This window comes from Streptomyces sp. NPDC050743 (assembly GCF_044456925.1).
GTDB lineage: Bacteria > Actinomycetota > Actinomycetes > Streptomycetales > Streptomycetaceae > Streptomyces.
On sequence record NZ_JBITGJ010000038.1, the window covers coordinates 22,564 to 36,173 of the forward strand.

General features: G+C 69.5%; 12 protein-coding genes and 1 riboswitch. Of the genes, 8 read left to right on the forward strand and 4 right to left on the reverse strand.

From position 1 onward, the window contains the following. The first annotated feature begins 195 nt into the window (after positions 1 to 195). Complete coding sequence (locus ACIBJF_RS29910) at positions 196 to 429, forward strand: hypothetical protein (protein WP_399178310.1); 234 nt, start codon at positions 196 to 198, stop codon at positions 427 to 429. A gap of 386 nt (positions 430 to 815) precedes the next feature. Here the strand turns inward: ACIBJF_RS29910 and ACIBJF_RS29915 are convergent, their stop codons facing one another. The 4 genes from ACIBJF_RS29915 to gcvT form a co-directional block, all read right to left on the reverse strand. Continuing rightward, on the reverse strand, positions 816 to 2,183 hold the full coding sequence (locus ACIBJF_RS29915; protein ID WP_399178312.1) for an L-serine ammonia-lyase: 1,368 nt from the start codon (positions 2,181 to 2,183) through the stop codon (positions 816 to 818). An 84-nt stretch (positions 2,184 to 2,267) separates the two neighbouring features. Further along, positions 2,268 to 3,536, reverse strand: a complete 1,269-nt coding sequence (gene glyA, locus ACIBJF_RS29920; RefSeq protein WP_365718283.1) for a serine hydroxymethyltransferase — start codon at positions 3,534 to 3,536, stop codon at positions 2,268 to 2,270. A 14-nt stretch (positions 3,537 to 3,550) separates the two neighbouring features. Continuing rightward, the gene (gene gcvH / locus ACIBJF_RS29925) at positions 3,551 to 3,928 is read right to left on the reverse strand and encodes a glycine cleavage system protein GcvH (protein WP_399178314.1); all 378 of its coding nucleotides are present in this window, start codon (positions 3,926 to 3,928) and stop codon (positions 3,551 to 3,553) included. A gap of 284 nt (positions 3,929 to 4,212) precedes the next feature. After that, positions 4,213 to 5,331 (reverse strand): glycine cleavage system aminomethyltransferase GcvT, encoded by a 1,119-nt coding sequence (gene gcvT / locus ACIBJF_RS29930; RefSeq protein WP_399178315.1) that lies wholly within the window; start codon positions 5,329 to 5,331, stop codon positions 4,213 to 4,215. A 184-nt stretch (positions 5,332 to 5,515) separates the two neighbouring features. Next, a riboswitch (glycine riboswitch) is annotated at positions 5,516 to 5,613 on the reverse strand. 162 nt (positions 5,614 to 5,775) lie between these two features. On the opposite strand from gcvT, the gene ACIBJF_RS29935 reads away from it, so the two are divergent. The 7 genes from ACIBJF_RS29935 to ACIBJF_RS29965 all read left to right on the forward strand — a co-directional run bounded on the left by ACIBJF_RS29935 (position 5,776) and on the right by ACIBJF_RS29965 (position 13,609). After that, positions 5,776 to 6,420, forward strand: coding sequence for an AAA family ATPase (locus tag ACIBJF_RS29935; protein WP_399178317.1), 645 nt, complete (start codon positions 5,776 to 5,778; stop codon positions 6,418 to 6,420). A 66-nt stretch (positions 6,421 to 6,486) separates the two neighbouring features. Then, positions 6,487 to 7,278 carry an enhanced serine sensitivity protein SseB gene (locus tag ACIBJF_RS29940; protein WP_399178319.1) on the forward strand — a complete coding sequence of 264 codons (792 nt, stop codon included), beginning with the start codon at positions 6,487 to 6,489 and terminating at the stop codon, positions 7,276 to 7,278. Positions 7,279 to 7,432: 154 nt separating this feature from the next. Beyond that, positions 7,433 to 8,251, forward strand: coding sequence for an enhanced serine sensitivity protein SseB C-terminal domain-containing protein (locus ACIBJF_RS29945; RefSeq protein ID WP_399178321.1), 819 nt, complete (start codon positions 7,433 to 7,435; stop codon positions 8,249 to 8,251). Between the two features lie 278 nt (positions 8,252 to 8,529). Beyond that, positions 8,530 to 9,537: an ABC transporter permease gene (locus ACIBJF_RS29950; protein ID WP_399178323.1), complete on the forward strand. Its 1,008-nt coding sequence runs from the start codon at positions 8,530 to 8,532 to the stop codon at positions 9,535 to 9,537. Between the two features lie 70 nt (positions 9,538 to 9,607). Then, the gene (locus tag ACIBJF_RS29955; RefSeq protein ID WP_399178325.1) at positions 9,608 to 11,407 is read left to right on the forward strand and encodes an ABC transporter substrate-binding protein; all 1,800 of its coding nucleotides are present in this window, start codon (positions 9,608 to 9,610) and stop codon (positions 11,405 to 11,407) included. A gap of 109 nt (positions 11,408 to 11,516) precedes the next feature. Continuing rightward, positions 11,517 to 12,515 (forward strand): ABC transporter permease, encoded by a 999-nt coding sequence (locus ACIBJF_RS29960; protein ID WP_399178326.1) that lies wholly within the window; start codon positions 11,517 to 11,519, stop codon positions 12,513 to 12,515. Beyond that, the gene (locus ACIBJF_RS29965) at positions 12,512 to 13,609 is read left to right on the forward strand and encodes an ABC transporter ATP-binding protein (RefSeq protein ID WP_399178328.1); all 1,098 of its coding nucleotides are present in this window, start codon (positions 12,512 to 12,514) and stop codon (positions 13,607 to 13,609) included. Before ACIBJF_RS29960 ends, ACIBJF_RS29965 begins: the two co-directional genes overlap by 4 nt. The last annotated feature ends 1 nt before the right edge of the window (position 13,610 follow it).

Below are 13,610 nucleotides of genomic sequence, written 5' to 3' on the forward strand. Positions count from 1 at the left end.
GTTGCTGCCGGACCGGACGCCGAAGCGGGGTGGCCGACCGGACTGAGTAGCGCGGAACTCGGGAATCCATGCGCAGAGTCGGCCCCGCTGCAGGCCGCCCGGTCCCAGGAACGCTACAGCGAGCAGCGCGTGGCCGGGCCAGGCGCGCCACCGGCGATCAGCGGGCCAAGCCGCTGTTCGACGACGATCGCCCGTGTGATGCTCACGCTCCTCTACCAGCGGCAGGTGTGCTCGATGAAGCTGCTGTCCGACATGCTGGAGGTCACCCCCGAATGCATCGGCCACCTCGTCGCCGAGACCCGCCGGGTCCTGGAGGACCACGGCCATCAGCCCGGATACGCCCCCAGCCGGTTCGCCGCAGCGGACGCGCACTCCAGCAGGCGGAATAGGTCAGACCGGGACAGGGCCACCATGCACCTCCTGGGTTGAACTGGCCGTTCACCAAGGAGAGTTGGAGGTGGCCCGCCTGCTGGGCAGGGAGCGGAATCCCTATCGGCGCACGCCCCCAGGCGTACGTCTCAGCCTTGATCGGCTACACCACCAAGCGGGACGCCATCCAGCCGATGGGCAGACGCCTTTGGACGGTGCAACACAGGACGGCACTGGCCGCCGACCTGCCGCACGTGCTCCGAGACGGTCCAAGGACCGCAGGGCCGGCCCTGAAGCCGCCCGTGACCAACCCTGATGAAGGGCGCTTGGTGGGGACATCCTGGGGACTCTCAAGCCTGTCCCAGGGACTTTCCGGGGACTTTCCGCCGCGTAAGCAGGGAAGGCCCGACAGCGCCGAAAGAACGCGCTGGTCAGGATCGACTCCCTTAGCACTCGATGATGTTCACCGCCAGCCCGCCCCGGGCCGTCTCCTTGTACTTGACGGACATGTCCGCGCCGGTGTCCTTCATGGTCTTGATGACCTTGTCCAGGGACACCTTGTGGGAGCCGTCGCCGCGCATGGCCATCTTGGCCGCGGTGACCGCCTTCACCGCGGCCATGCCGTTGCGCTCGATGCACGGGATCTGGACCAGGCCGCCGACCGGGTCGCAGGTCAGGCCGAGGTTGTGCTCCATGCCGATCTCGGCCGCGTTCTCGACCTGCTCCGGGGAGCCGCCGAGGACCTCGGCCAGCGCGCCCGCAGCCATCGAGCAGGCGGAGCCGACCTCGCCCTGGCAGCCGACCTCGGCGCCGGAGATGGAGGCGTTCTCCTTGAAGAGCATGCCGATCGCGCCGGCGGCCAGCAGGAAGCGGACCACTCCGTCCTCGTCGGCGCCGGGGACGAAGTTGATGTAGTAGTGCAGGACGGCGGGGATGATGCCGGCCGCGCCGTTCGTGGGGGCGGTCACCACCCGGCCGCCGGCCGCGTTCTCCTCGTTGACCGCCATCGCGTAGAGGGTGATCCACTCCATGGCGTGGGCCAGCGCGTCGCCCTCGGCGCGCAGCTGGCGGGCGGAGACGGCCGCGCGGCGGCGCACCTTCAGGCCGCCGGGCAGGATGCCCTCGCGGGACATGCCGCGCCCGACGCACTCGCGCATCACCCGCCAGATCTCCAGCAGACCCCTGCGGATCTCCTCCTCCGTGCGCCAGGCCCGCTCGTTCTCCAGCATCAGGGAGGAGATCGACAGGCCCGTCTCCTTCGTCAGGCGCAGGAGCTCGTCGCCGGTGCGGAAGGGGTACTTCAGGACCGTGTCGTCCAGCTTGATCCGGTCCGCGCCGACCGCGTCCTCGTCCACGACGAAGCCGCCGCCGACCGAGTAGTACGTCTTCGACAGCAGCTCCGCGCCCGAGGCGTCGTACGCCCAGAGCGTCATGCCGTTGGCGTGGTACGGCAGCGCCTTGCGGCGGTGCAGCACGAGATCCTTGTCGAAGTCGAACGCGATCTGGTGCTCGCCCAGGAGACCGATCCGGCCCTCGGCCTTGATCGCCTCCACGCGCGCGTCCGCCGTCTCCACGTCCACCGTGCGCGGCGAGTCGCCGGTCAGGCCGAGCAGGACGGCCTTCGGGGTGCCGTGCCCGTGCCCGGTCGCGCCGAGGGAGCCGTACAGCTCCGTCCGGACGGTGGCGGTCTTTTCCAGCAGCCCTTCGTTGCGCAGGCGGCGGGCGAACATCCGCGCCGCGCGCATCGGGCCGACCGTGTGGGAGCTGGACGGGCCGATGCCGATCGAGAACAGGTCGAAGACCGAGATGGCCACGGTCACTCCTCAAGACGGGGGGTGGCGGGGCACCCTCCGGCGGTCTGCCGTCGGGTACCCCACCAGGGGCTTACTTGTCCGGACCTACTTGTTCAGGCCCGGGTACAGCGGGTGCTTGTCGGCGAGCGCCTTCACGCGCGCCTTGAGGGCCTCGGCGTCGTAGGACGGCTTCAGCGCCTCGGCGATCACGTCCGCGACCTCGGCGAAGTCCTCGGCCGTGAAGCCGCGGGTGGCGAGGGCGGGCGTACCGATCCTGAGGCCCGAGGTGACCATCGGCGGGCGAGGGTCGTTCGGGACCGCGTTGCGGTTGACCGTGATGCCGACCTCGTGGAGGCGGTCCTCGGCCTGCTGCCCGTCCAGCTCGGACTCGCGCAGGTCCACCAGGATCAGGTGCACGTCCGTGCCGCCCGACAGGACGTTCACGCCGGCCTCGCGGGCGTCGGCCGCCGTCAGACGCTCGGCCAGGATGCGGGCGCCCTCCACTGTACGACGCTGGCGCTCCTTGAAGTCCTCGCTCGCGGCGACCTTGAAGGAGACGGCCTTGGCCGCGATCACGTGCTCCAGGGGGCCGCCCTGGAAGCCCGGGAAGACGGCGGAGTTCAGCTTCTTCGCGAAGTCCTTGCCGCGGGCGAGGATGATGCCGCCGCGCGGACCGCCCAGCGTCTTGTGCGTGGTGGAGGTGACCACGTCGGCGTAGGGCACCGGGTTGGCGTGCAGACCGGCCGCGACCAGGCCCGCGAAGTGCGCCATGTCGACCCACAGATAGGCCTCGACCTCGTCCGCGATCCGGCGGAAGGCGGCGAAGTCCAGCTCACGCGGGTACGCCGACCAGCCGGCGATGATCACCTTCGGGCGGTGTTCCTTGGCGAGCCGCTCGACCTCGGCCATGTCGACCAGGCCGGTCTCGGCGTCCACGTGGTAGGCGACCACGTTGAACTGCTTGCCGGAGAAGTTCAGGCGCATGCCGTGGGTCAGGTGGCCGCCGTGGGCGAGGTCCAGGCCGAGGATGGTGTCCCCGGGCTGGGCCAGCGCGAACAGGGCCGCCTGGTTGGCGGAGGCGCCGGAGTGGGGCTGGACGTTGGCGTACTCGGCGCCGAACAGCTCCTTGACCCGGTCGATGGCGATCTGCTCGGCGACGTCGACGTGCTCGCAGCCGCCGTAGTAGCGGCGGCCCGGGTAGCCCTCGGCGTACTTGTTGGTGAGGACGGAGCCCTGCGCCTCCATCACCGCGAGCGGCGCGAAGTTCTCGGAGGCGATCATCTCCAGCGTGGACTGCTGGCGGCCGAGCTCGGCGTCGACCGCGGCGGCGATCTCCGGGTCCAGCTCGTGCAGGGACGTGTTCAGGACGGTCATACGGCTACGACTCCTCAGCCGGCGGTCTCGGCGGCGTACTCGTCGGCGGAGAGCAGGTCGGCCGGCTCCTCCGCGACGCGCACCTTGAACAGCCAGCCGCCCTCGAAGGGGGCGGAGTTCACCAGCGACGGGTCGTTGACGACGTCCTCGTTGACCTCGGTGACCTCACCGGTGACCGGCGAGTACAGGTCGGAGACCGACTTGGTGGACTCCAGCTCGCCGCAGGTCTCGCCCGCGGTCACCGTGGAGCCGACCTCGGGGAGCTGGGCGTAGACGACATCGCCGAGCGCGTTGGCCGCGAACTCGGTGATGCCGACCGTCGAGACGCCGTCCTCGGCGGCCGACAGCCACTCGTGCTCCTTGCTGTAGCGCAGCTGCTGGGGGTTGCTCATGGCCTGAATTCTCCTGTACGCGCGGGAGTGCTGATGAAGGGGGGACTGCTGGAAGTGCTGGTGGGCACAGGTCATGTGCACAGGGTTACGATCCCGGTACGGAACGCGCTCGGTGTTTGGTACGCTCAGCGCATCGTCGGGGACGACAGCCAAGTCCCCAACGACCTGAGCGAGTCCCGTACTTGCTCCGGCGGCCGGGAGGGTCGTCGCCGGACGGGCATGACCTGTCAAACTCCCCGGAGCGATCCAGGGGAGAGTCTCCCGGCTTCGGCAGGGAGAGAACTTCAATTCTGGCGCTTGTAGAACGGCAGCGCCACAACGCGGTACGGCTCGTGGCTACCCCGAATGTCCACACCGACACCCGGGGTGCCCACGGCCGCGTGCGCCGCGTCGACGTAGGCCATGGCGATCGGCTTGCCCAGGGTGGGGGAGGGGGCGCCGGAGGTGACCTCGCCGATCACCTCGCCGCCGGCGACGACGGCGTACCCGGCGCGCGGCACCCGGCGGCCCTCGGCGATCAGGCCGACGAGGACGCGCGGCGGGTTCTGCTCGGCCTTGGCGGCGGCCTCGGTGAGCGCCTCGCGCCCGACGAAGTCGCCCTCCTTCTCGAACTTCACCACCCGGCCGAGCCCGGCGTCGAACGGGGTGAGCGAGGTGGTCAGCTCGTGCCCGTACAGCGGCATGCCCGCCTCCAGGCGCAGGGTGTCCCGGCAGGACAGGCCGCACGGGACCAGGCCGGCGCCCTCGCCGGCCTTGGTCAGCGCCTGCCACAGCTCGACCGCGTGCTCGGGCTTCACGAACAGCTCGAAGCCGTCCTCGCCGGTGTATCCGGTGCGGGCGATCAGGGCCGGGACGCCGGCGACCGTGCCGGGCAGGCCGGCGTAGTACTTCAGGCCGTCCAGGTCGGCGTCGGTGAGGGACTTCAGGATGCCGGGGGACTCCGGGCCCTGGACGGCGATCAGCGCGTAGGCGTCCCGGTCGTCGCGCACCTCGGCGTCGAAGCCGGCGGCGCGCTCGGTCAGCGCGTCCAGCACCACCTGTGCGTTGGAGGCGTTGGCGACGACCATGTACTCGGTCTCGGCGAGCCGGTAGACGATCAGGTCGTCCAGGATGCCGCCGTCGGCCTGGCAGATCATGGTGTAGCGGGCGCGGCCCACGCCGACGGAGGCGATGTTGCCGACCAGGGCGTAGTCGAGGAGGGCGGCGGCCTCGGCGCCGGTGACGGTGATCTCGCCCATGTGGGAGAGGTCGAAGAGGCCCGCTTTCGTGCGCACGGCGAGGTGCTCGTCGCGCTCGGAGGCGTAGCGCAGCGGCATGTCCCAGCCGGCGAAGTCGGTCATCGTCGCACCGAGCGAGCGATGCACGGCATCGAGCGCGGTGTGACGGAGTTCGGTACTGCTCATCGGTCGGTCGTCTCCCAGGAAGCATGGGGTCCCCCCGCACGAGCGAAGCCGAGCGTGGGGGAGGGCGAGGAACTTCCTCCCCATCTGTCATCGGAACCTGAGAGGTTCGCCACGACCGCCACCGGGACGATCACGGCTTGCACCTTGGGTGGAGCCACTGACGCAGCCCGCTTTTCAGATGTGCCTCGCCCGCGCGGTAACGGGGCCTGAGAGATTCAAGGGAGGGACTTGCTCCTTCGGCGCCCCAGCGAAGGCTGCTGGGGACTCTCCCGCGCGGATTCAAGCGGCCGGTATGCAGTTGGCGGCCACATCATTGCACGGCGAGCGGGCTTTTGTAACCGACCTGTGGCACGACCCGGACCCCGTCGGCGACATCGTCCATTACCTTCTCTTTACGCACAGCGGGAACGAAGATTACCGAGCAGGCAGGGGAGGACGATCACGGTGAACAGGACCCCGGTGTACGCCACCGTCACCACCGGCATCGCGGTGCCGAGGCAACGCCGTGCCCCGGCCGCGGTCGTCCGGGACCTGCGCGACCGGGCCGGCCGCGGCCCGCGCGCCCTGCTCTTCGGCCCCCGCGACCTGGTCGTGATCACCGGCCTGCCCGGCAGCGGCAAGTCCACCCTGATGCACCGCGCGGTAGCCGGCCGCCGCATCGACTCCCAGGACACCCGCGACCGCTGGGACACCCGCGCCCCCCGCCTCCTGCCCTACGCCCTGTACCGCCCCCTGGTCCGCCTCGCCCACTACGCCGGCCTGCGCCGCGCCCTGCGCACCGGCGAGGGCGTCGTCGTGCACGACTGCGGCACCCAGCCCTGGGTGCGCGCCTGGCTCGCCCGCGAGGCCCGCCGCCGGGGCGGCACCCTCCATCTGCTCCTGCTCGACGTCACCCCCGAGGCCGCGCGCGAGGGCCAGCGCGAGCGCGGCCGGGGCGTCTCGGCCTACGCCTTCCGCCGCCACCGCCGTACGACCGCCCGGCTGCTCGCCGCGGTCGAGCGCGGCGAGCTGCCCGCGGGCTGCGGCGCGGCGGTGCTGCTGGACCGGCCGGCGGCGGACGCCCTGCAACGGATCACCTTCACAAGGTGAGGCCCTGTCGCAGCCACCCGCTAGCCTTCATGGACACAGCAGTGGTTCCCAGCAGGCGGTAGGCAGATGGACTTCCCGGCGGACATTCCCGCGGACTTCCCGGCACAGGCGCACCCCCAGCCGCACGGCGGCTGGCCCGGCAACGAGCTGGAGGAGGTGCTCTCGGCCTCCCTCGGCATGCCCGCGGCGGCCGGCCGGATCATCGAGGTGCTGGGCCGGAGCCTGCTCTGGATCCCGCTGCCCAACGGCGGCGGTCCGGACAGCGGCCCGCTCGACCTGCCCTCGCTGGACATCGAGGGCCAGGCGTACGTCCCGGTGTTCAGCTCCGAGGAGCAGCTGCGCCAGGCGGCCGGCCCCCACATGCCGTACACCATCGCCCCCGCCGTGGAGTTCGCCCGCGGCCTGCCCCCGCAGATCGGCATCGCGGTGAACCCCGACGCTTTGGTCGGCATCCCGCTCCCGCCCGCGGCGGTGGCCGAGCTGTGCCGGATCGGCCGTACCCCGCTGGACGGCCCGAACACCGGCGCCCGGGTCCGGCTCTTCGAGCCCGACTGGCAGGACGACCCGGTCGACTTCCTCTCCGCCGCGTCCGCCGAGTTCGCCGGGACCGGCGTGGTCCGCACCGCCCGCCGCTGCCTGGCCGCCATCGAGACGGACGACCCGGTGATGTTCGTGGGCGTCGAGCTCTCCCAGTGGGAGGGCGACCTGCGCAGCCTCCCCCTGCAGGCCCTCGGCAAAGCTCTCGGAAAGATCCCGGTGCAGTGGCCGGTCAACCTGGTCCTTCTGGACGTGACGGACGACCCGGTGGCCGAATGGCTGAAGGCGAACGTCCGCCCCTTCTATCAGTACGGCCACTGAAGCATCTCGAAGGGCGCGAGGCTGTGTGCGGCCGCGCCGCGGGGCGCGGGCGGCCACACACGACCCGCACCCGCGCACACACCCAGGGTCCCGGGCCGGTAGGCGCATAAGCTGTCTCCCGACACCGGGGCACAAAAAGAGAAGGGCACGACAGGTGAGCGCGAGCCACAGCGGCAGCGTCAGCGTGGAACACGCGCTGCGCCAGGTCACCCCCGGCCGCTACGACGCCTATGAGGCCCTGCTCCGCGCCCTCGCCGCCCCCTCCTCCGGCCAGATCTGGATGCTCCTGTGGCACGGCCAGGCCGGCTCCCCGGACGCCCAGTACGGGAACATGGAGGTCGACGGCTTCCAGTACGCCCCCTGCGTCACCTCCGCCCAGGAGCTCTCGGCCAGCGGCTGGAACCGCTCGTACGAGGTCGTCGACGGCCTCGACGTGGCCCGCACCCTCTACCCCGACCACTACGGCCTCTGGCTCAACCCGCACGCCCCGGGCGGCGGCGTCGGCATCCCCTGGCTGGATCTGCGCCGCATCGCCACCGGCCTGGACCGCCAGCCCGCGGGCCCCCTCCGGCTGACGGAACCCGGCATCGAGATCCCCCAGTTCTACGCCCTCCTCGCGCAGAACGCGCACCGCACCCCGGCCCTGCGCTCCCTGCGCCGCGCCTGGGTGCAGCCGGCGCTCGGCGCGCCGTACCTGGCCATCGGCCTGGACGTGTACGACACCTCCCCGGCCGCGGTCGACTCGGTGCGCGCGATGATGCAGCAGTCCATCGGGGCGGTCCCGGAGGGCCTTCCGGTGTCGACGGTCGCGATGACCGACGACTACGACCCGGTCGTGATGTGGATGCGGGTCGGCGCCCGCCCGTTCTACGACCGCGAGGCCCACGCGGTCCCGCCCCAGCCCCAGCTCCAGACCGCGCCCCAGCCGCCGGCCGCAGGCTACGGCTATCCACCGGTGCACGGCGGCTACTGACGCTGCTGACCTGGGGATATCGCCCGTAAAGACCTCCGGCGCACCCGTATGTCCGGCCCGGCTTCGTCCGGTCCCCGCGACTTCCTGTCCGCATAACAGGAAACACCTGCTTGCATCACGGTTGCGCATCCATTCCCCGTCAAGGCTGGCGGCTGATCGCGCAAGCGTTGAAGACTCCCCCTTCAAGGGGTTCGCCCCTGTGTACGACGGACTGATTGAGGCCGCTACCAGCGGCAAGCGCGGGCCGGCCACCGCCGGTTGAGAGGGGTCCCTGCCAGATGACGGCACCATTGCACGAGCCGACTGCGGAAGCGGCCCCGGGTGCGGCCCAGGAAGCGGCGGTCGCGGCCGCCGACGCGAAGGCCGTTCAGGGCCGGTCCCTGGGCCGGATCGCCTGGGAACGCCTCAAGCGGGACAAACTGGCCCTTACGGGCGGCATAGTCGTGCTCCTCCTCATCGTGATCGCGCTGCTCGCGCCCGTGCTCTCCCACCTGATCGGGCAGGACCCGGACGTCTACCACGAGGACCTGATCGACCCGCTGTTCTCCACGCCCAAGGGGTCGCTGGGGGGCATCAGCGGCGACCACCTTCTCGGCGTCGAACCGGTCAACGGGCGCGACATCCTCGCCCGCGTCCTCTACGGCGCCCAGATCTCGCTGCTGGTCGGCTTCCTGTCCGCGGTGGTCGCCGTCGTGATCGGCACGATCCTCGGCATCCTGGCCGGCTTCTTCGGCGGCTGGGTGGACTCGGTCATCAGCCGCGTCATGGACGGCCTGCTCGCCTTCCCGCAGCTGCTGTTCATCATCGCGCTGGTCTCGGTCATGCCGAACGAGATGCTGGGGCTGAGCGGCTCTGCCGTGCGCGTGTTCGTGATGATCCTGGTCATCGGCTTCTTCGGCTGGCCGTACATCGGCCGTGTGGTGCGCGGCCAGACTCTCTCCCTGCGTGAGCGCGAGTACGTCGAGGCGGCTCGTTCGCTCGGCGCCGGGCGGTTCTACATCCTTTTCAAGGAACTCCTGCCCAACCTGGTCGCCCCGATCATCGTGTACACGACGATGATGATCCCGACCAACATCCTCACCGAGGCGGCGCTCAGCTTCCTGGGCGTGGGCGTCAAGCCGCCCACGTCCTCCTGGGGACAGATGCTCTCGACCGCGATCGACTACTACGACTCGGACCCCATGTACATGGTGATCCCGGGTCTGGCGATCTTCATCACCGTTCTTGCCTTCAACCTCTTCGGCGACGGCGTGCGCGATGCGCTGGACCCCAAGGGTTCCCGCTGAACTGCCGTACTCAAGCGTCCCGTGGCACCTGCACGGGGACTCTCTCATCAATTCCGGAGGATCCGAGATCGTGACTACCCAACGCACCTCAGGGCGGCGCAAGCAGGCTATGGCCGCTGCCGCCGCGGTCGCGTCGCTGTTGACCTTGGCGGCGTGCGGCGGAGGCAACGGCGGCAACGGCGGCAGCGGTTCGAAAGACGGCGCGGCCGGCTTCGACGCTGCGAACAACAAGGTCGCCCAGGCCTCGATGGTCAAGAAGGGCGGCACGCTGAAGTTCGCCAGCGCCCAGGACGCCGACTCTTGGGACACCACGCGCGGCTACTACGGCTTCATGTGGGACTTCTCGCGCTACTACAGCCGCCAGCTGGTCACCTACAAGACCGAGCCGGGTGCTGCAGGCGCCGGGCTCACGCCCGACCTCGCCACGGACATGGGTAAGGTCACCGACGGCGGCAAGACGTACACGTTCACGCTGCGCGACGGGATCACCTGGGAGGACGGCAAGCCGATCACCTCCAAGGACATCAAGTACGGCATCGAGCGCTCCTGGGCGCAGGACGTCCTGTCCGGCGGCCCGGTCTACCTCCAGCAGATGCTCGACCCCAAGAACACCTACAAGGGCCCGTACAAGGACACGTCCGCGGACCACCTGGGTCTGAAGGCGATCGACACGCCCGACAACAAGACGATCGTCTTCCACCTGCCGGCGGCCAACTCCGACTTCATCCAGGTGCTGGCGATGGTCACGGCCTCCCCGGTCCGCCAGGACATGGACACCAAGTCCAAGTACGGCCTGCACCCCTTCTCCTCCGGCCCGTACAAGTTCGAGTCGTACGCCCCGGGCAAGAACCTGGTTCTGGTCCGCAACACCAACTGGAAGGCCTCCTCGGACCCGGTCCGCAAGGCCTACCCGGACAAGATCACGCTCGACATCTCGACCAACCAGGCCGACATGGACCAGCGCCTGATCAACGGCGACTACGACCTGGACGCCGGCCAGACCGGCCTGGGCCCGCAGGGCCGCCAGATCGCTCTCAAGGAGCACAAGGACAACCTGGACAACCCGGTCTCCGGCTTCATCCGCTACGCGGTCTTCCCGCAGAGCGTCAAGCCGTTCGACAACATCCACTGCCGCAAGGCCGTGATCTACGCCACCGACCACGTGTCGATCCAGACCGCGCGCGGCGGCCCGGTCGCCGGTGGTGACATCGGCACCAACATGCTGCCGCCGTCCATCGCGGGTGGCGAGGGCCAGAAGTACGACCCGTACCAGATCGCCGGTGCCAACAAGAACGGCAACGCCGACCTGGCCAAGCAGGAGCTGAAGGCCTGCGGTCAGCCGAACGGCTTCTCGACCACCATCGCGGTCCGCAACAACAAGCAGCAGGAAGTGGCCACCGCCGAGTCGATGCAGGCCGCGCTGAAGAAGGTCGGCATCAACGCCGACATCTACCAGTACGACGGCTCGCAGAGCCCGGGCATCATCGGCGCCCCCGCGAACGTGGCGAAGAAGAAGCTCGGCATCATCATCATGGGTTGGGGCCCCGACTTCCCGACCGTCCAGGGCTACGGCATCCCGCTGTGGGACAGCAGCTACATCCTGCAGAGCGGTAACAACAACTACGCCCTGATCAAGGACAAGACGATCGACGGCCTGTTCACCCAGTACAACAAGACGCTGGACGAGTCGGGCAAGACCCAGATCGCCACTCAGATCAACCACAAGGTCATGGAGGGCGCGTACTACCTGCCCTTCACCTTCGAGCGGCTGCTCAACATCCGCTCCTCGCGTCTGGCCAACGTGTACACGACGAACGCGTACAGCGGTTACTACGACTTCGTCAACCTCGGCCTGAAGTCCACGAAGTAAACCGGCACACCCGCCGTACGGCACGAAAGGCAGGTGAAGGCCGGCGCAGCGAGACCGCGGGCCACCGGAAAACCTCCGGTGGCCCGCGGTCCGCGGCGGGCCGTTAGCTGTGCTCACTTACCTCATCAGGCGGCTGTTCGCCGCCGCAGTGATGCTGGTGGTCATCATCCTGGTGGTCTTCAGCATCTTCTTCCTCGTCCCCAAGTGGGCGGGCGTGGACATCGCCACGAGCTTCGTGGGCAAGCAGGCCGACCCGCACGCCGTCGAGGCGGTGCGCGAGAAGCTGGGTCTGAGCGACCCGATCTACTCGCAGGTCTGGCACTTCTTCAAGGGCATCTTCGTGGGCCGCACCTACGCGGCCGGCGGTGACGTCACCCACTGCGCCGCGCCGTGCTTCGGCTACTCCTTCCGCAGCGAGCAGGCCGTCTGGCCGGTGCTGACCGACCGCTTCCCGGTGACCCTGGGTCTCGCGCTCGGTGCCGCCGTGCTGTGGCTGGTCCTCGGTGTCGCCGCGGGTGTGCTCTCCGCGCTCAAGCGGGGCAGCCTGTGGGACCGCAGCGCGATGGTCGTCGCCCTCGGCGGTGTGTCCCTGCCGATCTACTTCACCGGTCTGCTCTCGCTGGCGATCTTCAGCTACGGACTGGGCTGGATCGACGGCAAGTACGTCCCGCTCAGCCAGAGCGTGGGCGGCTATCTCGGCGGCATGATCCTGCCGTGGATCACCCTCGCCTTCCTCTACGCGGCGATGTACGCCCGGATCACCCGCGCCACCATGCTGGAGATCCTCGGCGAGGACTACATCCGCACCGCCCGCGCCAAGGGCCTCAAGGAGCAGGTCGTCATCGGCAAGCACGCCATGCGCTCCACCATGACGCCGATCCTGACCATGCTCGGTATGGACCTCGGCGCCCTCATCGGCGGCGCCATCCTCACCGAGACTACGTTCAGCATCCCCGGCCTCGGCCAGGCCGTGCTGGGCGCCATCAAGAACCAGGACCTGCCCATCATTCTGGGCGTCACCCTGATCACCTCCCTCGCGGTGCTCATCGCCAACCTCGTGGTGGACGTCCTGTACGCCGTGATCGACCCCCGAGTGAGGCTCGCATGACCGAACTCAGCAAGAGCGGAGCTGCTGTGGGCGAGCCCACCAGCGGTTCGCCCGCGCCGACCTCCTTCCTCGAAGTGCGCGACCTGAAGGTGCACTTCCCGACCGACGACGGTCTGGTCAAGTCCGTCGACGGGCTCAGCTTCCAGCTGGAGAAGGGCAAGACCCTCGGCATCGTGGGCGAATCGGGCTCGGGCAAGTCGGTGACCTCGCTCGGCATCATGGGCCTGCACACCGCCGGCCAGTACGGCAAGCGCAAGGCACAGATTTCCGGCGAGATCTGGCTGAACGGCACCGAGCTGCTGACCGCCGACCCCGACCACGTGCGCAAGCTGCGGGGCCGGGACATGGCGATGATCTTCCAGGACCCGCTGTCCGCGCTGCACCCGTACTACACGATCGGCCAGCAGATCGTGGAGGCGTACCGCATCCACCACGACGTCGACAAGAAGACCGCCCGCAAGCGGGCGATCGAGATGCTCGACCGGGTGGGCATCCCGCAGCCGGACAAGCGGGTCGACGGCTACCCGCACGAGTTCTCCGGCGGTATGCGGCAGCGCGCGATGATCGCGATGTCGCTGGTCAACAACCCCGAGCTGCTCATCGCGGACGAGCCGACCACCGCCCTCGACGTGACCGTCCAGGCGCAGATCCTCGACCTCATCCGCGATCTGCAGAACGAGTTCGGCTCCGCGGTCATCATCATCACCCACGACCTGGGCGTCGTCGCCGAACTGGCCGACGACATCCTGGTGATGTACGGCGGCCGCTGCGTCGAGCGGGGTCCGGCCGAGAAGGTGTTCTACGAGCCCCGGCACCCCTACACCTGGGGCCTGCTCGGCTCGATGCCGCGCCTCGACCGTGAGCAGCAGGAGCGCCTCATCCCGGTCAAGGGCTCTCCGCCGTCCCTGATCAACATCCCGTCCGGCTGCGCCTTCAACCCCCGGTGCCCGTACGCGGACATCCCGAAGGACAACGTCACCCGCACGGTCCGCCCCGAGCTGACCGAGGTCGGCGGCCGGCACTGGGCCGCCTGCCATATGACGCAGGAGCAGCGGGAGCGTATCTGGACCGAAGAGATTGCGCCGAAGCTGTGAG